This window comes from Clostridium sp. (genome assembly GCF_029267215.1).
GTDB lineage: Bacteria > Bacillota > Clostridia > Clostridiales > Clostridiaceae > Sarcina.
Genome location: NZ_JARIDH010000060.1, coordinates 1 through 20,192 on the forward strand (window position 1 = coordinate 1; position 20,192 = coordinate 20,192).

Consider the following 20,192-nt stretch of genomic DNA (forward strand, 5'->3'; position numbering starts at 1 on the left):
TTTAAGAGGTGAATATAATGAACTTCAATAAAAAGACTATAGAAGACGTTCAAGTAAAAGGTAAAAAAGTATTAGTAAGATGCGACTTTAACGTTCCATTAAAAGATGGTGTTATAACTGATGAAAACAGATTAAACGGAGCTATGCCAACTATAAAATACTTAGTTGATAATGGCGCTAAAGTAATCCTTTGCTCACATATGGGTAAACCAAAAGGAGAAGTTAAACCAGAATTTTCATTAGCACCTGTAGCAAAAAGATTAAGCGAAATGCTTGGTAAAGAAGTAGTATTTGCTGCGGACGACAACGTTGTTGGAGAAAATGCTAAAAAAGCTGTAGCTGAAATGAAAGATGGAGACGTAGTTTTACTTCAAAATACAAGATACAGAAAAGAAGAAACTAAAAATGGTGAAGAGTTATCAAAAGAATTAGCTAGCTTAGCTGAAATGTTTGTTAACGATGCATTCGGTACTGCTCACAGAGCTCACTGCTCAACGGTTGGAGTAACTGAATATTTAAAACCAGCAGTATGTGGATACTTAATCCAAAAAGAGCTTAAGTTCTTAGGAGATGCTGTAGAAACTCCAGAAAGACCATTCGTTGCTATCTTAGGTGGAGCTAAAGTTTCAGACAAGATAAACGTTATAAACAACCTTTTAGAAAAAGTTGATACTTTAATAATAGGTGGAGGAATGGCTTACACATTCTTAAAAGCTCAAGGATATACTGTAGGAAGTTCATTAGTAGAAGAAGATAAAGTTGAATACGCTAAAGAAATGTTAGCTAAAGCTGAGGAAAAAGGTGTTAAATTATTATTACCTATAGACCACAGAGTAGCTAAAGAATTCAAAGATGTTGAAGCTGTAGTTACAGAAGATCAAAACATCGCTGAAGGATTCATGGGATTAGATATCGGACCAAAAACTGAAGCTATCTACGCTGAAGCTATAAAAGATGCTAAAACAGTTATCTGGAACGGACCAATGGGAGTATTCGAATTTGAAAACTTCAACAAAGGAACAATAGCGGTTGCTAAAGCTATGGCTGATGCAGATGCTACTACTATAATAGGTGGTGGAGATTCAGCTGCTGCTGTAAATACATTAGGATTTGGTGACAAAATGTCTCACATTTCAACTGGTGGTGGAGCTTCATTAGAATTCTTAGAAGGTAAAGTATTACCAGGAATAGCTGCTTTAAATGATAAGTAATTATTATACCTTAAAGTAGTAAATTTTTAGATTGCAGTATAAAGGTTGTTGTTTTATAAAAGAAAATATGGTGTTTGGTAATGTGATTTACCATACACCATTTAGTATTTAAAATATTAATAGAGGTGAATATAGATGAGAACTCCAATAATCGCAGGAAACTGGAAAATGCATTATACAATAGACGAGGCTGTTAAATTAGTTGAAGAATTAAAGCCATTAGTTAAAGATGCTAAATGTGAAGTAGTTGTATGTCCAACTTTCGTTTGCTTAGACGCTGTTAAAAAAGCAGTTGAAGGATCAAACATAAAAGTAGGTGCTCAAAACATGCACTTCGAAGAAAAAGGTGCTTTCACTGGAGAAATCGCTCCAAGAATGCTAGAAGCTATGGGAATAGACTATGTTATAATTGGACATAGTGAAAGAAGAGAATATTTCAACGAAACAGATGAAACTTGTAACAAAAAAGTTAAAGCTGCTTTCGCTCATAACTTACTTCCAATGCTTTGCTGTGGAGAAACTTTAGAGCAAAGAGAAAATGGAACTACTAACGATGTAATAAAAGCTCAAATAACTGCAGACTTAGCTGGATTAACTAAAGAGCAAGCTGAGAAAGTCGTTATAGCCTATGAACCAATTTGGGCTATCGGAACTGGTAAAACAGCTACTTCAGACCAAGCTAATGAAACAATAGCTGCTATAAGATCTATGGTTGCTGAAATGTTCGGACAAGAAGTTGCTGATAAAGTAAGAATACAATACGGTGGATCAGTTAAACCTAATACTATAGCTGAACAAATGGCTAAATCAGATATTGATGGTGCTTTAGTTGGTGGAGCTAGCTTAGTTGCAACTGATTTTTCACAAATTGTAAACTACTAAGAAAAGGTAATGTTATTAAATAATAGTTTTTATTAAATAATATTAGTAATTAAACAGTAGCAATAGGCAAATAATACTTAGTGTCTGTTGCTATTGTTTTTTAATAATAGTATATTATAATATACACATAAATAGAATTTTATTTTTTGGAGGGTTATTATGAGTAAAAAACCTGTAATGTTAATGATATTAGATGGATTTGGAATATCTCCAAATAAAGAAGGTAATGCAGTAGTTGCTGCTAAAAAACCTAATTATGATAGATTGTTTGCAAAATACCCACACACTGAGTTACAAGCTTCAGGATTAGAAGTTGGTCTTCCAGAAGGACAAATGGGTAACTCAGAAGTTGGACATTTAAATATAGGTGCTGGAAGAATAATATACCAAGAGTTAACTAGAATAACTAAAGAAATCAAGGATGGAAATTTCTTTAAAAACGTTGCTTTAGTTAAAGCTATGGATGAAGCAAAGGAAAATAATACTTCATTACATTTAATTGGATTATTATCAAATGGGGGAGTTCACTCTCACATAGACCACTTAAAAGGACTTTTAAGCTTAGCTAAGCAAAAAGGACTTCAAAAAGTTTATGTTCATGCTTTCATGGATGGAAGAGATGTTGCTCCATCATCAGGTAAAGACTTTATAGTTGAATTAGAAAATGCTATGAAAGAAATTGGTGTTGGTGAAATAGCTACTATAAGTGGTAGATATTATGCAATGGATAGAGATAATAGATGGGAAAGAGTTCAATTAGCTTACAATGCTATGGTTTTAGGAGAAGGTGAAAAAGCTTCTTCAGCTGTAGAAGCTATAGAAAAATCATACCATGACAATAAAACTGATGAGTTCGTTTTACCTACAGTGATAGAAGAAGACGGACATCCAGTTGCTAGAATTAAAGACGGAGATTCAGTAATATTCTTTAACTTTAGACCAGATAGAGCTAGAGAAATGACTCGAGCTATAGTTGATACAGAGTTTTTTGGATTTGAAAGAAAGCAATTACATGTTAATTTCGTTTGTATGACTCAATATGACGAATCATTAAAATGTGTAGATGTTGCTTATAGACCAGAAAGTTATTCAAATACTTTAGGAGAATATGTTGCTTCTAAAGGATTAAATCAATTAAGAATAGCTGAAACTGAGAAATATGCTCACGTAACATTCTTCTTCAATGGTGGTGAGGAAGTACCAAACACTAATGAAGATAGAGCTTTAATAGCTTCACCAAAAGTTGCTACATATGATTTACAACCAGAAATGAGTGCTTATGAAGTAACTGAAGAATTATTAAAGAGATTAGATCAAGATAAATATGATATGATAATATTAAACTATGCTAACCCAGATATGGTTGGACATACTGGAGTTGAATCAGCTGCTATAAAAGCTATAGAAACAGTTGATAAGTGCTTAGGAAAAGTTGCTGATAAGATTTTAGAAAAAGAGGGAACTTTATTTATAACAGCTGACCACGGAAATGCTGAAATAATGATAGATTATTCAACAGGAAATCCAATGACAGCCCATACTTCAGATCCAGTTCCATTCTTATGGATTTCAAAAGATGCTGAAGGAAAATCACTAAAAGATGGTGGGAAATTAGCTGATATAGCTCCTACTATGTTAAATGTAATGGGACTAGAAGTACCAGCTGAAATGACAGGAAATTGTCTTTTAAATAAATAAAATAATAGTTATATATTTCAAATAGTATTCTTTTTAATGAAGAATACTATTTTTTTTAGTAAAATAAATTAAATATGTTAAATATATTATAGTTTTATTTAATCTTTAAAAATCAAATGAAATAAATTAATTATGCTTTCAAAAAAGATTTAACAAACAATAGGTTAAGAGTTATAATATAAATATAAATAAAACGTTAACAAAGAGTTAATTTTATTTACACTCAAAAATTTAAAAGTTTCTTACTTCTCTTTGAAGCAACTAACTTTTTAATTTATTTGAGCTAATCAAATAACTTAAAGGGAGTTGAATTTAAATGAAACAAGAAGGAACAACAAAAAAATCATTAACATTATTTGAATTTTTTGCAATGACAGCATCTATGGTTATGGCTGTATATGAGTATCCTACCTTTGCAACATCAAAATTGCATTTAGTATTTTATTTGCTTTTGGCAGGATTTTTATGGTTTATTCCAGTTGCTTTGTGTGCTGCTGAAATGGCAACTGTAGATGGTTGGGAAAAAGGTGGAGTTTTCACCTGGACTGGAAAGAATTTAGGTAAAAAATATGGTTTTGCAAACTTATTTTTTGAATTCTTTGAAATAACAGTTGGATTTGTAACTATGATTTACTTTATTCTTGGAGCTTTGTCATATGTATTTGACTGGCCAGCATTAAATAGTAATCCAATGATAAAATTTATAGGTGTATTAGTAATTTTTTGGATTTTAGCATTATCTCAATTTGGAGGAACAAAATATACTGCTAAAATAGCTAAAATAGGATTTGTAATAGGCATATTGTTACCGGCAAGTATTTTAATAATTTTAGCACTTGTATATATACTTCAAGGAAATCCTATATGTATATCAAATAAAGATACTTTTGTTCCGGATTTTACAAATGTTAATACATTAGTTGTGTTTGTATCATTTATATTATCTTACATGGGAGTAGAAGCATCAGCTACTCATGCAAATGAGATGAATAACCCTAAAAAAGAATATCCATTAGAAATGTTTTTATTAGTTATAGTAGCAATTGTTGTTAGTACTTTAGGAGGACTTGCAATAGCTTCAGTTATTCCACAGAATCAAATAAATTTAAGTGCTGGCGTAGTTCAAACATTTGCTGTTTTATTAGGTCATTTTACATCTAAAAATATAATTTTAGTTAAGATAATAGCCTTATTACTTGCTTTTGGTGTTATTGCAGAGGTAAGTTCATGGGTTGTAGGACCAACAAGAGGCATGATTATAGCAGCTGAAGAAGGTGCTATTCCAAAATCATGGGCTAAAACAAATGAACATGACGTACCAATTTATTTAGTTATAGCACAAGGTATAATTGTTAGTATATGGGATGCTGTTTTAACATTCGGAGCAGGGGGAAGCAATCTTTCTTTTTTAGCTGCAATGTCATTAACAGTTGTGATTTATTTAAGTGGATATATTTTATTCTTTGTAGGATATATAAAAGCTATATTAGGAAAAGGATTAGATGGAGCTTATCAAATGCCTGGAGGAAAACCAGTTAAGATTGTAGTAGCTATAATTGGATTTTTAACTTCTATATTTGCATTCTTTATATCATTTGTTCCACCTACATCAATTGCAGGAGATGCAGTTAAATCACACGAATACATGTGGATGCTTATTATAAGCTATGTAATATCATTAATATTACCATTTGTTGTTTATGATTTATGTCAAAAATACATGAATTCTCATGAAAAAAATGTAAATTATGAAGTATCTATTAATAAACATTAAATTTAACATATTTAATTTAAAATTCTAAAATAATATTAAGTTCGAATATTAATAGTTTAAACAAAAGCCACCATAAAAAGTTTAGAATTGAGCTTCTTCATGGTGGCTTTTTGTTTGGTTGTACATTGTTTTTTTACATAATAAAGATTATTCTTTTATTTAAAATGGCTTTTTTGTTTTGTTATATATTAGTGTGGTGAGAAGAATTGATATTTGTTTGTTAAATTATAAATAGTTTAGTTATAAAAGGTTTACTTTTAACTTATATTAAAAGATCAAAAAAATTTTTGTATTAATAAATACTACATATTTTACATATGATTCTAAAAAGCTTATAGTTATACGGAAAGAATTTTAAATATCAATATGTTTAGGTTTTTTAGTGATTTTTAAGAGTTTGAAAAGCTAATAAAAAATATACTTAAATATTTTTCATGATTTATTTTTAAAAATTAGGTATTATAATTGAAAATAATTATAAGTGAATTTCCAAAAAGTTTTATAGTTATACTTTAAATCAAAATTAGTTAAAAATGTAGATTATATGGTATATGTGTTTTTTGATTTTCTGATTTGATTAAAACAAAAGTAGAAAAATATTATAGATTGTTTATAGAAACTTAAAGTTAGTTTAAAGTAAAGCCAATAAAATTGTGAATATAAATTAAAAGTTAGTTTTGAATGTAGTATATATTTAAAAGAAATAAGTAGAAAATGTAATAATTTTATTTATTTTAGAAATAATATTTTATGACTAAAATAACAAAGAAAAAGGAGTTGATCTTGGTGGGTAAGAAAAAAACGTTAAAAGGAATACAAGATGCTATGAAAAAACATAATGATGATTCATCAAATTCTAAAAATGGCTTTAATGATAGAAGTAATTCAGGAAAAGAGCCAGGAATAGTTAATAGAAAAGGGCTGTAGAATTTTGAACTATAATTAAACTTAAAATTTAGGTTTTAATTAAGAATATTTAAAGGCATAAAATATATTTAAAAATAAAGTTTGATAAAAAAGCTGTATTTAAAGTACAGCTTTTTTATTATGTAAAGTTATAAAGTATTAATTTGTTTATAAGTTTTGAATAAAATGTTAATAGGTAGTAAAATTATGGTGTATGAAGATGAAGAAGGAGGAAGACAGCATGCATATACTTTCAATTTTATTATTTGCTATTTCATCCAACTTAGATAATCTAACTGTAGGCATTGGTTATGGTATGGAGAAGATTGAAGTGAATCCTTTAAGTAATTTAATAATTAGTTTAATTTCAGCAATTGGCACATTCATTTCAATGTACTTAGGAACTATTGTATTAAAGTTTTTAAATAAGGAGATTACTAATTTGATTGGAAGTGGGATTCTTATAGCTATAGGATTATTTTTTTGCTATCAATTTTTTAAAAGTAAAGATGTTAAAAATGATGATGATTTAATTAAGAATCCAAAGAAGGCAGATAAAGACAATTCTAAGCATATAGAACCAAGAGAAGCAGTATCACTTGGTTTTGCCCTTACCATAAATAATTTTGGAGTAGGTTTTGGAGCTAGTATTGCAGGATTAAGTTTTATTTTAACAAGTATAGTTACATTTTTCATAAGTATTATTTTCTTAGAAGGGGGATATTTATTAGGTAATGATGTTTTTGCAAAAATATTTGGTAAGTACTCTGATTTAATATCTGGACTTATAATAATTTTTATAGGTATTTATGAAATATTCTTCTAAAATTATTAATGATAATCATTTTCAATAAGTGTGATTTAAATCACATAATTATATGAAAAAATAAACTAAAATAAAAGCATAAAAAGTGATTGAAAAGCACAATATAAAAAATGATAGATTATCAATTTTAAAATTAAATTATAGATTATTAATTTTAAAATTTAAGGAGGAATATATAATGAAACAATATATTGAAATAGTTGATGTTGTAGCAAGACAAATTTTAGATTCAAGATGCTTTCCAACAGTAGAAGTGGAAGTTTACTTAGAAGACGGTACAGTAGGAAGAGCAGCAGTTCCTTCAGGTGCTTCAACAGGAATGTATGAGGCTGTTGAATTAAGAGATGGAGATAAAGATAAATATTTAGGAAAAGGTGTAGAGAAAGCAATAGAAAATGTAAACGACAAAATTGCTGATGAAATTATAGGATTAAATGTTTTAGATCAAGCATACATAGATAAAACTTTAATAGAATTAGACGGAACTAAAAATAAAGGGAAATTAGGAGCAAATGCTATTTTAGGAGTTTCACTTGCTGTAGCTCAAGCAGCTGCTAATTACTTAGGAATGCCATTATATCAATATATTGGAGGAGTAAATGCTAAGGTATTACCAGTTCCAATGATGAATATAATAAATGGTGGTAGCCATGCTGATAACTCAGTTGATATTCAAGAATTTATGATAATGCCAGTAGGATTTGATTGTTTTAATAGAGCAATTAGAGCTTGTGCAGAAGTATATCATTCATTAAAGAAAAGATTAAATGAGAAAGGATATTCAACAGGTGTTGGTGATGAGGGTGGATTTGCTCCAAACTTAAAATCAAATGAAGAGGCAATTGAAGTTATATTAGAGGCCATAGAGAAAGCTGGATATGAAGCAGGAAAAGAATTCTTCATAGCAATAGATGCTGCATCATCAGAATATTATAAAGATGGTAAATATGTATTAGAGCATGAAGGAAAAACATTATCAGCTTCAGAAATGGTTGATTTCTTTGAAAAATGGGTTGATAAATATCCTATAATTTCAATTGAAGATGGTATGGCTGAAGAAGATTGGGAAGGATGGAAGTTAATCACTGAAAGACTTGGTAAAAAAGTTCAGTTAGTTGGTGATGATTTATTTGTTACTAATACAGAAAGACTTTCAACTGGAATCAAAAAAGGAATTGCAAACTCAATTCTAATAAAACTTAATCAAATTGGTACATTAACAGAGACTTTAAATGCTATAGAAATGGCTAATAGAGCTGGATATACTGCAGTTGTTTCTCATAGATCAGGAGAAACTGAGGATACAACAATAGCAGACTTAGTTGTGGCTGTTAATGCAGGACAAATAAAAACTGGTGCACCAGCTAGAAGTGAAAGAGTAGCTAAGTATAACCAATTGTTAAGAATTAATGAAGAGTTAGGAGAAGTTGCTGAATATAGAGGAAAAGATGCATTCTTCAATCTTTCAAAATCTTGTTGTGGAAAAGATTCATGTGGATGTAAAAAAGAAAAATAATAAATAATTTATATAAAGGTTCTAAAATTTAGAACCTTTATTATTTTGAATAAATTTTTAGGGAATTATAAAGTTGTAAAACAATATTATAAACAGATTTAAAACTTAATTTATTTTGAAATATTATGTTCATATAAATTTTATAATCTTAAATAATTTACTCGTAAATGACAATAAAAATAAAAAAATATCATAAAATAGAATTACTTATATAACAGTATATAAATATTGTAAATTTTACATTGGTGTGGTATGATATTTTTATGGAAGTATGCAACTATATCAAAGCTTAGGGAGGTTTTTCTTATGAATACAGTTTTAATAGTGGTTGAAACTATTTTAGCTATAGTAATCTTGGTTTCAATAATGATGCAACCAAGTAAAGCAGATGCATTAAGTGGATTGATTCAAGGAAGTCAAGAGAGTTTCTATTCAAAAAATAAAGGTAGAACAAGAGAGGCAATGCTTATAAAAGTAACTGTCATTTCATCTATATTATTTGCTATCAATACAATTGCTATAAACTTAGTTAAATAGTTGTTTTATAGGGCCACCCATGTTTAAAGGGTGGCTTTTGAATTATAAATTTGGAGTGAATTACCTTAATCAAAGCTATGAATTAAACATATTATATTAGTAAGAAAGTAATATTATAAATAATATTTTAATTTATAAAATTATTTAAAAATACTAATTTTTAAAATACTTTAATTATAGGAAAGATTTTTTATATAAAGTATTTAATGTTAATACATGTTGCAGATTGATTTTTATATGTAGAACGGAGGAAAAAGATTATGAAAATAAAAGATATAATTTTAGGTCTTATGAAAGAAGAAGCTTATAGACCAATGACAATGTTAGAATTATCTAAGATTTTTAATATAAATAAAGCTGAATATAAACAGTTTAAAAAGGTTTTTAAAGCTTTAGAGGCAGAAGGATTAATAGCAAGAGATGATGAAGATAGATTTGGTTTAATAAATACTGTGGGTTTAGTACCAGGTAAAATTCAAATACATCAAAAAGGATTTGGATTCTTAATACCAGATGAAGAGGGAATGAAAGATATATTCATACCTAAAAATGCTTTATGTGGAGCTATGAACGGAGATAGAGTATTAGGTAAGGTTGTAAAGGAAAGTGAAGAAGGAAAAAGACGTGAAGGTGAAATAGTAAGAGTAACTGAGAGAGTAAATACAAGGGTTATTGGAATATATGAAGATAATAAAAGTTTTGGATTTGTTCTTCCTCAAGATCAGAGAATAAGAAATGATATATTTATATCTAAGAAAGATAGAAATGGAGCTAAAAAGGGAAATATAGTTGTTGTTGAAATAACTAGATGGCCTGATGAAAGAAGAAGAAATCCAGAGGGAGTAGTTGTTGAAATCCTAGGAAATAGAGGAGATTTAGGCTTAGATATTATAACTGTAATAAAAAAATATAATCTTCCTGAAGAATTCCCTGTGAATGTATTATCTTTTGCTGATAAAATATCAGAAGAAATTCCAGAGTCAGAAATAAAGAGAAGAACAGATTTAAGAGACATTAAGATGGTTACTATAGATGGAGAAGATGCTAAGGATTTAGATGATGCTGTTTCTATAGAAAGACTTTCAAATGGAAACTACAAATTAGGAGTTCATATTGCAGATGTAACTCACTATGTTACAGAAAATAGTCCTTTAGATAAAGAAGCATTTAAGAGAGCTACTTCTGTGTATTTAGTTGATAGAGTTATTCCTATGCTTCCTAAGAAATTATCAAATGGAATATGTTCATTAAATCCACAGGTTGATAGATTAGCTTTAACTTGTTTTATGGAGATAAATTATAGAGGGGATGTTGTAAATCATTCAATTCATGAGAGTGTAATAAGAACCAATGAAAGAATGACTTATACAAATGTAACTAAGATTTTAAGAGATAATGATTCAGAGTTAATTGAAAGATATAAATATTTACTTGATGATTTTAAAGCTATGGAAGAACTTTTTAAAATATTAAATAAGAGAAGAATGGGAAGAGGGGCTATTGATTTTGAGTTTGCTGAATGTAAAATAATCTTAGATGAAAAAGGTAAACCAGTAGAAATCAAGCCTTATGAAAGAGCTATAGCTAATAGAATTATAGAAGAATTTATGTTAGTTTGTAACGAAACTATAGCAGAGCATATGTATAAACTTGAATTACCATTTGTATATAGAATTCATGAAAATCCAGATAGTGAGAAACTTCAAAGATTCAAAAATTTTGCATATAGCTTAGGATATACATTTAATTTTGGAGAAGAAATTGAGCCTAGAGATTTACAAAGGGTTGTAGAAAAAGTTAAAGGAAAAGATGAAGAGTTAGTAATAAACACATTACTTTTAAGAAGTATGATGCAAGCTAAGTATTCTCCAGAATGTGCAGGTCACTTTGGATTAGCAGCTGAGTATTATAGTCACTTTACTTCACCAATTAGAAGATATCCTGACTTACAAATTCATAGAATAATAAAAGAATATATAAATAAAAAAATTGATGCTAAGAGAATTAAAAAGCTAACTACTATTGTTGATTCTGCATCAAAACAATCATCAGAAATGGAAAGAATAGCACAAGAAGCTGAAAGAGAGACAAATGATCTTAAAAAAGCTGAGTATATGAAAGATAGAATTGGAGAAATATTTGATGGTATTATTTCTTCAGTAACTGGATTTGGAGCCTTTGTTGAACTTTCTAATACAATAGAAGGATTAGTTCATGTTACAAGCTTTAGAGATGATTATTACATTTATGATGAGGAAAATCTTCAATTAGTAGGTGAAAGAAATAAGAAAGTTTATAAATTAGGTGAAAAAGTTAAGGTTATATGTTCAAAGGTAGATTTAGATTCAAGAGAGGTTTACTTTGAAATAGTTGAGGATAAATATACTATTGAAGAAAAAGAAGAAGAAACTTCTGAAAGAGAAGATTTAATGGAAGAAGTTAAAAAGGAACTTGAGGCAGAGGGTAAGGTTAAAGTTGTGGAACCAAGAGAAGAATCTGTTGAAGAAGAATTTTAATAATATGTAGATAAAAACTTATAGATAGATCCTTATACAGTATATCTATAAGTTTTTCATATAATCTACACATATTATTAAAGACTTTTTATAAAATGATAACGTAAAACCTTGTGATTCATGCTATAGGATATAAGAGCATTATTTTAACTTTTGATTTTTTTATATTTTTAAATTTAAAGAGGTATAATTTGGATTTAAACTTTCTAAATGGTATAAGGGTTGCTTGTTAATTAAAGTTGCACTTAAATATCAAACTAGTCTAAAAGAATCTTCGTGGTCTTGTACCAGAGGGGGTTCAATGAATTTACATTTAAATAGTATATATGTTAAAATAATAAGAAAAGAAATAAAGGTTTATTCTTCATTTGAAGGATATAGTTTAAATATAACCATAGTAGGTGAGAAGTATGGCAAAGAGAAGAGAAAATAAAACATTAGCAGAAAATAGAAAAGCAAGACATGATTACTTTGTTGATGAGGCCATGGAAGCTGGTATAGCTTTAGTTGGAACAGAGGTTAAATCTATAAGAAATGGAAGAGTAAATTTAAAGGATTCATATGCGGATGTTTATAATGGAGAAGTTTATATAAATAATATGCATATAAGTCCATATGAACAGGGAAATATATTTAATGTTGATCCTTTAAGAAAGAGAAAATTACTTCTTCATAAAAGCGAAATTCAAAGACTTATAGGTATAGTTCAGCAGCAAGGGGTTGCTTTAATTCCACTTTCTTTATACTTAAAAAATGGAAGAGTAAAAGTAAACTTAGGAATATGTAGAGGTAAGAAAAACTACGATAAGAGAGATTCTATGCTTGAGAAAGCTCACAAAAGAGAAATGGATAGACAGCTTAAAGAAAGAAATAGATATTAATATAGTTTACATGGCGTTTAGAAGTTTAAAACAAAAAATAACTTTTAGACGCATTTTTTTATGGAATTTAAATAAAAGTGAATAAATTTTTTGTTATTCACTTTTATTATTTTGTAAACTTATAAATATAACAAATATTTTATTTATTATTTTAAATCAAGTAATTCTTTAAATTTAGAGAAAAATTTTAAGTTGTTAATCATATTATCCTCTAATGCAATTTGTTTTATGCAAGGACAATGAGCTATTGCTCTTTCAAGGTAATATAAGGCATTATCATTATCTTTTTTTAATGCATAAGCTCGTGTTTTGTAGTAAAAAGCTATAAAGTTATAGGGAGAAAGGGCAAGGGCAGTATCTAAAACTTCTAATGCCTCATCATATAGACCTAGATATATTAGTACATTTGCATATTCACAGTAATACATAGAGTCTTTAGGATTTAAACTTAAAGCTTTCTCATACATCTTTTTACTAGCCTTAATTTTGTTTAAGTAAAAATAACATTCACCAAGTTTTTTATATGCAGTGGCTTCTGTTGGATCAATAGAGATAAATTTTTCTAATAGTTGTGCTGTTTTTTCATAATCCTCTTTTTCATAAGTACAATATGATTTGCCTGATAATGCATTCTTAAAGGAAGGATTAAATTCTAATGCTTTATCAAAACATGCCTCAGCTTTCTCATACTCTCCAATTTTAATGTGGGCAAATCCTTTGTTACTTAATGCGAATAAATCTAGTGGATTTAAGGAAAGTGCTTTCTTAGATAGTTCTATAGCCCTGTGATAAAGATTTAAATTGTAATATACAAAAGCTATATTATTATAGAGTTGATGGTTTGGATTTTTAATATTCTTTAGTGCTTCTATAGAAAGTTCATAGGCTGTGTTAAATTCTTTTATCTTAGAAAGAGCTAAAATTTTATTGTTATAGAAAAAAATAGGATCTAATTTTTCTGAATACTTATCTAAAAAATAAATTGCTCTATTAAACTTTCCACGAGAGATATATTTTTTGATTTGTTTTTTAGGTGAAAAATTATCTGATTCTATTAAATATAAAATGATAATTATGGTTAAGATACATATAAGTATCATTATGAAGGATTGGATTTTAGTCATATTCATCTCTCCAAAAAGATTTTTATACTATTATTATATAAAAAAGATTTCAAAAGGATTACATGAACAGTAATAATACTGTATAATAAAATAAGATGAGAATATATTTCCCTCTTATGATATAATAGAGGAAATTAATACTAAATTAATAGTAAGAAAGGATGTAACCAAATGGAACTATTAAAAGATAAGATAAAAAAAGAAGGAAGAGTTACAGAAGATAATATTTTGATGGTTGATTCTTTTTTAAATCACCAAATGGATGTACAATTTTTTAATGAGGTAGGAAAAGAGTTTAAAGATAGATTTAAAAATGATCAAGTAGATAAAATACTTACAATAGAATCAACAGGGATAGGACTAGGTATAATAACAGCTCAATATTTTGATAATGTACCAGTAGTTTTTGGTAAGAAAATAGAGAGATTAGCAAGAAATAAAAGAGAATCAGTATTTAGTTCAGAAGTTTATTCATTTACTAAGAAAACAATATACAATGTTGTAGTTGATAAGAAATTCATAAAACCAGGTGAAAAAATACTTATAATTGATGATTTCTTAGCAAATGCATGTGCTGTATTTGGATTAATAGATGTTGTTAAACAAGCAGGTGCTGAGGTTGTTGGCGTTGGAATAGTTATAGAAAAAGGATTCCAAAATGGAAGAGTAAACTTAGAGAATAAAGGAATAAGAGTAGAATCTTTAGTTACTATAGATAAAATAGAAAATGGAGAAGTTTACTTTAAATAAAATATAAAGCTTTTTAAATATAATAATTTTTAGGTTAGACCTTTGGAAGTACTTGATTTCTTAAAGTGTTTATAGGGGGACTAACTTAAAAATTAATTAAGATAAAAAACTCTTTGTAAAAGTCAAAATAATATTAAAGATTAAATATTAAATGAGTTTAAATAGGTTTATATAATATGAATGAATAGAAATTTTGACTTAGGTAAAAATAACCATTGATATTTTAAGTAGAATTAGGTATTATATAAATTGTCTATTTTAAAATGTTAAAAGTTAATTAATTAGTCAAGGATTTTAACTCTTACAAACACAAATATATGTCCCTTGACTAACTTAATTAATTGATATATAATATAAAAGAAGTTTTCTTAAAAACTTTAAATTTAAAAATTGAATATGGAATTAGCGTTTAGACCATATTATTATCTCATACATGGGGGCGTTTTGGCTTCGACGGGGGTAAGATGGGTTTGATAAGCGGGTCGAGGTAAGCATGTTCCCTCGTTAATCAAGTATGCATTAAAGATAAACGCAGAAGATAATTTTGCATTAGCAGCTTAATTTAGCGCTGCTCATCTTTCCTCAATTGCCCACGGTTGAGAGTAAAGGTGTCATTTTAAAGTGGGGAACCGAGCTTAGCAAAGCTTTGAGCTAAGAACGGAATTTATGAAGCTTACCAAAGAGGAAGTTTGTCTGTGGACGTCTTCTGAGGGAATTTTAAAACACAAGACTACACTCGTAGAAAGTCTTACTGGTCTGCTTTCGGACACGGGTTCGACACCCGTCGCCTCCACCATGAAAACCTCGACAATATATATGTTATTGTTGAGGTTTTTTCGCTTTTTATATAAGAAGAGAAATATTATATAAAAGCATTATTATATGGATAATCTTTTTACTAAATTATTGTGTAATATTAAAACTTGTTACACGATTCTTTTAAATAATTATTAGTATAAGTCAGTATTGGAATATAATCTTTTTATTTTTATTATAAATTTTAATTATTATCAACTAAGTTATTATATAGGATTAAGAAATATAGAAACTATTGACAAAAAAGGAAAAGCAATATACAATGTAACCGTTAAAAGATTAATTTAATAAATTTGGAAATTTATTAAATAGTATGTAAAATAATTATTTAAATATAATATTAAATAAAAATGTTAATAAAGTAATTGATAAGTTAGTAAAGAATAAGTTCATTCATTGCCATTGTTTATAATTATAAAGTTTTGACTTAGTCTTAATAAAATTTGTTGATATATTTTTATATAACTGAGCAATTTAAGTTTGTTTTAAAATAAAGTATAGTATTTTATATAATTATTTTATCTTTTAATAATATAAATAGATTACAAAAGTATATAAGTTTATAAGGAGGAGTATAAATGTTAGAAAACGATCAATGGGTTGGTTTTGAAGGAAGAATTTGGAAAGAGGAAATAAATGTTAGAGATTTCATTCAAAAAAACTATAAACCATATGATGGAGATGAAAGTTTCCTTGCAGATTCAACAGATACTACAAAAAAACTTTGGGGTAGATTACAAGAATTACAAAAAGAAGAAAGAGCTAAAGGCGGAGTGCTTGATATGGAAACAGAAGTTGTTTCTGGACTTACAGCTTATGGCCCTGGATATATTGATGAGTCTTTAAAAGATCTTGAAAAAATCGTAGGTCTTCAAACAGACAAGCCATTAAAGAGAGCTTTCATGCCTTATGGTGGTATTAAAATGGCTGAACAAGCTTGTGAAAACTATGGATATAAACCAAGTCAAGAATTACACAAAATCTTTACTGATTACCATAAAACACACAATCAAGGGGTATTCGATGCATATACACCAGAAATGAGAAAAGCTCGTAGCAGTCATATCATAACAGGACTTCCAGATACTTATGGACGTGGACGTATTGTAGGTGACTACAGAAGAGTAGCTCTTTATGGTATTGATCACCTTATGGAAGAAAAAGAGAAAGATTTTAACAACTGTGGCGATGGAACTATGACAGATGAGATCGTTCGTCAAAGAGAAGAAATCAGAGATCAAATCAAAGCTCTTGCAGATATGAAGAAAATGGCTGAAAGCTATGGGTTTGACATCTCAAAACCAGCTAAAAATGCTAAAGAAGCTGTTCAATGGCTATACTTTGGATATCTTGCAGCAATCAAAACTCAAAACGGTGCTGCAATGTCAATAGGACGTATTTCTACTTTCCTTGATATATATATTGAAAGAGATATTGAGAATGGAGTTCTTACTGAAGAAGAAGCTCAAGAATTAATTGACCATATGACAATGAAATGTAGAATGGTTAAATTCGCAAGAATAACTTCTTACAATGAATTATTCTCAGGAGACCCTTCATGGGTTACTATTGCTTTAGGTGGTATAGGTGTTGATGGACGTCACATGGTTACAAAAAATGACTATCGTTTCCTTCGTACTTTACAAAATATGGGACCTTCACCAGAACCAAATATTACTGTCCTTTATTCTTCTGCACTTCCTGAAAACTTCAAGAAATATGCAGCTAAGATTTCAGTAGAAACAAGTTCTATACAATATGAAAATGATGATGTTATGAAACCAGCATGGGGCGATGATTATTCAATATGTTGTTGCGTATCTGCTACTGAAACAGGTAAAGAAATGCAATTCTTTGGAGCTAGAGCTAACCTTGCAAAATGTTTACTTTATGCAATCAATGGTGGTATTGATGAAAAATCAGGTAAACAAGTTGGACCTGAATATAGACCAATTGAATCAGAATACCTTGATTATGATGAAGTAATTGAAAAATATGAAAGAATGAGTGACTGGTTAGCAGGTCTTTATGTAAATATATTAAACCTTATTCAATATATGCATGATAAATATAACTATGAAGCAGCAGAAATGGCTCTTATTGATACAGACGTAAGACGTACATTTGCAACTGGTATTGCAGGATTCTCACATGTAATTGATTCACTTTCTGCAATTAAGTATGCAAAAGTTAAAACAATCCGTAATGAAGCTGGTATTGTTACAGATTACGAAATTGAAGGTGATTTCCCAAGATATGGTAATGATGATGATAGAGCAGATGAAATTGGTATATATGTTCTTAAATCATTCCTTGATAAAATTAAAAAGAGACACACATACAGAAATTCAGAGGCTACTACATCACTTCTTACTATTACATCAAATGTAGTATATGGTAAGTATACAGGTAATATGCCAGATGGACGTGAAGCTTGGACTCCACTTTCACCAGGTGCTAGCCCATCTTATGGAGCTGAAAAGAACGGATTACTTGCTTCATTAAATTCAGTAGCTAAACTTCCTTATGAGTGGGCTTTAGATGGTATTTCAAATACACAAACAATTAACCCAAGTGCATTAGGACATACTGAAGAAGAACAAGTTGATAAACTTGTACAAGTATTAGATGGTTACTTTGATCAAGGACCACATCACTTAAATGTTAATGTATTCGGTGTTGAAAAATTAAAAGATGCTATGGAACATCCTGAAAAAGAAGAATATGCAAACTTCACTATTCGTGTATCAGGTTATGCAGTTAAGTTTATAGATTTAACAAGAGAGCAACAACTTGATGTTATCTCTAGAACATGTCATGAAAGAATGTAGTTTGGATAAAAATATAGGAAGAATTCATTCTATAGAGACCTTTGGATCCGTTGATGGGCCAGGAATACGCTTTGTCGTTTTTTTTAAGGGATGCCCTATGAGATGCAAATTCTGTCATAATCCAGATACATGGGATATAAATGGCAGTGAGATGAAAACTGCAGATGAGCTTTTATCTCAAGCTCTTAGATATAAATCTTATTGGAAGAAAGGGGGAGGAATCACAGTAAGTGGTGGTGAACCTCTTCTTCAAATAGATTTCTTGATTGAATTCTTTAAAAAAGCTAAAGAAAAAGGTATTCATGTTACACTTGATACATCTGGAAGTCCATTTACAAGAAAAGAACCTTTTTTAAGTAAATTTAATGAACTTATGAAAGTAACAGATCTTGTAATGCTTGATATTAAAGAGATAGATGAAGATGATCATAAAATACTTACAGGATGTAGTAATTCAAATATTCTTGATATGGCAAAATATTTATCAGAAATCAATAAACCAGTATGGATTCGTCATGTATTAGTACCTGGTATGAGTGATAATGATGAAAAGTTGATAAAACTTGATAAATTTATAAAGACTTTGAAAAATGTAGATCGTGTTGAAGTACTTCCTTATCATACTCTTGGAACTTTTAAATGGGAAGAACTTGGCATTGAGTATCCTTTAAAAGGAGTTAATCCTCCTACTAAGGAAAGAATAGAAAATGCTAATAAGCTTCTTCACACAAATGAATATACTGGATATTCATTACGATAATCAATGTTCGTGAAATATTTTAAAAAGACTATGTTGAATACTTATTCAACATAGTCTTTTCTTTTTATTTTGGATAGATAAAATTTGTAAGGAATAAATTTTTGTAGTAATGAAATTTGCTATATTTAAAAATAAATTTCCCTACATTATCCAATCAACCTATTTATATATTCTCAATTAGATATGTAAATAGGTTGATTTTATTTATATTTTTTTATTTGACTATAATACTCTTTTGGGGTAATTCCAAACTCTTTTTTGAAAGCACGAAATAAATTATTATAGCTTCCTAATCCACATATATGAGAAACATCTACTATAGGTTTTCCTTCTTCTATAAGTTTTTTGCAAAGATCTAATTTAGCTTTTACTATATAACTATGTAAGGTTAATCCTGTAGCTTTTTTAAATTCTCTTGATATATGAAATTTGCTAACATAAAATTTTTTTTCAAGGTCATGAAGAGAAATTTCTTCTGTAATATTATTATTAATATATATAAAAATATCATCAATTAAAAATTGTTTATTCCTTTTTATTTTTTGTTTTGAGTCTACATTTATACATTCTCTTAAAGTTAAAATTAGAATTATAGATATCATGTTTTTAATATATAGATGGTCAGCAAATTTATAATCTTCATTTTTCATATAAATAAGTTTTTTTAATATATTTTTTATTAACATAGTTGTTTCTGCATTGGCATCTATTATTGCATATTCAAAAGGTACAGTATTAAAACTTTCTAAAAAATTCACTTCTTTATCTGACAAATTAAGAAGCAATTCTTCTGTAAATATTAACTTATATACTACAAGGGTGCTATCTGCTATTAAATCTATAGTAAGGTCATTATTAGGATTTATTAAAATAATATTATCTGTACCACATTTATGAATTTTATTAGTTAATTGAAAATGGCATTTGCCTGAGAATATAAATAATATTTTGTAATATTTATCAGACTTAATAATCTTATTTTTTTTCTCATTTAACTTAATTTCATACATAAAATAATCTTTTCTTTTAGTCATTAATATCTCCCTTTTATAAAAATAACTGTTTAAAATATCAATTTTGGGTAATAAAATATCAATTTTTGAATATGATTCTATTTTACAATGTGAGATAATGAAAGCACAAAGGTTTTGTTATTTGTTTAAC

16 protein-coding genes and 1 other RNA gene are annotated in these 20,192 nt (G+C 28.3%); 15 read left to right on the plus strand and 2 right to left on the minus strand.

Going from position 1 to position 20,192, the window contains the following annotated elements:
• Positions 1 to 17: 17 nt before the first annotated feature.
• The 11 genes from Q1K13_RS10180 to smpB all read left to right on the plus strand — a co-directional run bounded on the left by Q1K13_RS10180 (position 18) and on the right by smpB (position 12,747).
• A complete protein-coding gene (locus tag Q1K13_RS10180; RefSeq protein WP_300350366.1) occupies positions 18 to 1,211 on the plus strand; it encodes a phosphoglycerate kinase in 1,194 nt (397 codons plus the stop codon).
• Positions 1,212 to 1,346: 135 nt separating this feature from the next.
• Positions 1,347 to 2,093: a triose-phosphate isomerase gene (tpiA, locus tag Q1K13_RS10185; RefSeq protein ID WP_300350367.1), complete on the plus strand. Its 747-nt coding sequence runs from the start codon at positions 1,347 to 1,349 to the stop codon at positions 2,091 to 2,093.
• 159 nt (positions 2,094 to 2,252) lie between these two features.
• Positions 2,253 to 3,791: a 2,3-bisphosphoglycerate-independent phosphoglycerate mutase gene (gene gpmI / locus Q1K13_RS10190; protein ID WP_300350368.1), complete on the plus strand. Its 1,539-nt coding sequence runs from the start codon at positions 2,253 to 2,255 to the stop codon at positions 3,789 to 3,791.
• Positions 3,792 to 4,107: 316 nt separating this feature from the next.
• Positions 4,108 to 5,565 (plus strand): glutamate/gamma-aminobutyrate antiporter, encoded by a 1,458-nt coding sequence (gene gadC, locus Q1K13_RS10195; protein ID WP_300350369.1) that lies wholly within the window; start codon positions 4,108 to 4,110, stop codon positions 5,563 to 5,565.
• 786 nt (positions 5,566 to 6,351) lie between these two features.
• Positions 6,352 to 6,492 carry a hypothetical protein gene (locus tag Q1K13_RS10200; RefSeq protein ID WP_300350371.1) on the plus strand — a complete coding sequence of 47 codons (141 nt, stop codon included), beginning with the start codon at positions 6,352 to 6,354 and terminating at the stop codon, positions 6,490 to 6,492.
• Positions 6,493 to 6,691: 199 nt separating this feature from the next.
• Positions 6,692 to 7,297, plus strand: a complete 606-nt coding sequence (ytaF, locus tag Q1K13_RS10205) for a sporulation membrane protein YtaF (RefSeq protein WP_300350374.1) — start codon at positions 6,692 to 6,694, stop codon at positions 7,295 to 7,297.
• A 178-nt stretch (positions 7,298 to 7,475) separates the two neighbouring features.
• Positions 7,476 to 8,813, plus strand: coding sequence for a phosphopyruvate hydratase (gene eno / locus Q1K13_RS10210; RefSeq protein WP_300350376.1), 1,338 nt, complete (start codon positions 7,476 to 7,478; stop codon positions 8,811 to 8,813).
• A gap of 306 nt (positions 8,814 to 9,119) precedes the next feature.
• A complete protein-coding gene (gene secG, locus Q1K13_RS10215; RefSeq protein ID WP_300350379.1) occupies positions 9,120 to 9,350 on the plus strand; it encodes a preprotein translocase subunit SecG in 231 nt (76 codons plus the stop codon).
• Between the two features lie 260 nt (positions 9,351 to 9,610).
• The gene (gene rnr, locus Q1K13_RS10220) at positions 9,611 to 11,866 is read left to right on the plus strand and encodes a ribonuclease R (RefSeq protein WP_300350381.1); all 2,256 of its coding nucleotides are present in this window, start codon (positions 9,611 to 9,613) and stop codon (positions 11,864 to 11,866) included.
• 301 nt (positions 11,867 to 12,167) lie between these two features.
• Positions 12,168 to 12,299: a hypothetical protein gene (locus Q1K13_RS10225; protein ID WP_300350384.1), complete on the plus strand. Its 132-nt coding sequence runs from the start codon at positions 12,168 to 12,170 to the stop codon at positions 12,297 to 12,299.
• On the plus strand, positions 12,277 to 12,747 hold the full coding sequence (smpB, locus tag Q1K13_RS10230) for an SsrA-binding protein SmpB (RefSeq protein ID WP_300350387.1): 471 nt from the start codon (positions 12,277 to 12,279) through the stop codon (positions 12,745 to 12,747). The genes Q1K13_RS10225 and smpB overlap by 23 nt, the downstream gene beginning before the upstream one ends.
• A gap of 146 nt (positions 12,748 to 12,893) precedes the next feature.
• Here the strand turns inward: smpB and Q1K13_RS10235 are convergent, their stop codons facing one another.
• Positions 12,894 to 13,871, minus strand: a complete 978-nt coding sequence (locus Q1K13_RS10235; protein ID WP_300350390.1) for a tetratricopeptide repeat protein — start codon at positions 13,869 to 13,871, stop codon at positions 12,894 to 12,896.
• A 171-nt stretch (positions 13,872 to 14,042) separates the two neighbouring features.
• On the opposite strand from Q1K13_RS10235, the gene Q1K13_RS10240 reads away from it, so the two are divergent.
• The 4 genes from Q1K13_RS10240 to pflA all read left to right on the plus strand — a co-directional run bounded on the left by Q1K13_RS10240 (position 14,043) and on the right by pflA (position 19,028).
• Positions 14,043 to 14,621, plus strand: a complete 579-nt coding sequence (locus tag Q1K13_RS10240) for a xanthine phosphoribosyltransferase (RefSeq protein ID WP_300350393.1) — start codon at positions 14,043 to 14,045, stop codon at positions 14,619 to 14,621.
• A 435-nt stretch (positions 14,622 to 15,056) separates the two neighbouring features.
• Positions 15,057 to 15,417: a transfer-messenger RNA gene (gene ssrA, locus Q1K13_RS10245) on the plus strand.
• A 598-nt stretch (positions 15,418 to 16,015) separates the two neighbouring features.
• The gene (gene pflB / locus Q1K13_RS10250; RefSeq protein WP_300350395.1) at positions 16,016 to 18,268 is read left to right on the plus strand and encodes a formate C-acetyltransferase; all 2,253 of its coding nucleotides are present in this window, start codon (positions 16,016 to 16,018) and stop codon (positions 18,266 to 18,268) included.
• Positions 18,234 to 19,028 carry a pyruvate formate-lyase-activating protein gene (pflA, locus tag Q1K13_RS10255; RefSeq protein WP_300350399.1) on the plus strand — a complete coding sequence of 265 codons (795 nt, stop codon included), beginning with the start codon at positions 18,234 to 18,236 and terminating at the stop codon, positions 19,026 to 19,028. The genes pflB and pflA overlap by 35 nt, the downstream gene beginning before the upstream one ends.
• Positions 19,029 to 19,228: 200 nt before the next feature.
• Here the strand turns inward: pflA and Q1K13_RS10260 are convergent, their stop codons facing one another.
• Positions 19,229 to 20,062 (minus strand): helix-turn-helix transcriptional regulator, encoded by an 834-nt coding sequence (locus Q1K13_RS10260; RefSeq protein ID WP_300350401.1) that lies wholly within the window; start codon positions 20,060 to 20,062, stop codon positions 19,229 to 19,231.
• Between the last annotated feature and the right edge of the window lie 130 nt (positions 20,063 to 20,192).

Excerpts from the sequence above, each read along its gene's own strand:
- rnr (WP_300350381.1), top strand. The coding sequence starts at position 9,611 with ATGAAAATAAAAGATATAATTTTAGGTCTTATGAAAGAAGAAGCTTAT.
- ytaF (WP_300350374.1), top strand. The coding sequence starts at position 6,692 with ATGAAGAAGGAGGAAGACAGCATGCATATACTTTCAATTTTATTATTT.
- eno (WP_300350376.1), top strand. The coding sequence starts at position 7,476 with ATGAAACAATATATTGAAATAGTTGATGTTGTAGCAAGACAAATTTTA.
- Q1K13_RS10180 (WP_300350366.1), top strand. The coding sequence starts at position 18 with ATGAACTTCAATAAAAAGACTATAGAAGACGTTCAAGTAAAAGGTAAA.
- pflB (WP_300350395.1), top strand. The coding sequence starts at position 16,016 with ATGTTAGAAAACGATCAATGGGTTGGTTTTGAAGGAAGAATTTGGAAA.
- gpmI (WP_300350368.1), top strand. The coding sequence starts at position 2,253 with ATGAGTAAAAAACCTGTAATGTTAATGATATTAGATGGATTTGGAATA.
- tpiA (WP_300350367.1), top strand. The coding sequence starts at position 1,347 with ATGAGAACTCCAATAATCGCAGGAAACTGGAAAATGCATTATACAATA.
- smpB (WP_300350387.1), top strand. The coding sequence starts at position 12,277 with ATGGCAAAGAGAAGAGAAAATAAAACATTAGCAGAAAATAGAAAAGCA.
- Q1K13_RS10235 (WP_300350390.1), bottom strand. The coding sequence starts at position 13,871 with ATGACTAAAATCCAATCCTTCATAATGATACTTATATGTATCTTAACC.
- secG (WP_300350379.1), top strand. The coding sequence starts at position 9,120 with ATGAATACAGTTTTAATAGTGGTTGAAACTATTTTAGCTATAGTAATC.
- gadC (WP_300350369.1), top strand. The coding sequence starts at position 4,108 with ATGAAACAAGAAGGAACAACAAAAAAATCATTAACATTATTTGAATTT.
- Q1K13_RS10240 (WP_300350393.1), top strand. The coding sequence starts at position 14,043 with ATGGAACTATTAAAAGATAAGATAAAAAAAGAAGGAAGAGTTACAGAA.
- pflA (WP_300350399.1), top strand. The coding sequence starts at position 18,234 with ATGTTATCTCTAGAACATGTCATGAAAGAATGTAGTTTGGATAAAAAT.
- Q1K13_RS10225 (WP_300350384.1), top strand. The coding sequence starts at position 12,168 with ATGAATTTACATTTAAATAGTATATATGTTAAAATAATAAGAAAAGAA.
- Q1K13_RS10260 (WP_300350401.1), bottom strand. The coding sequence starts at position 20,062 with ATGACTAAAAGAAAAGATTATTTTATGTATGAAATTAAGTTAAATGAG.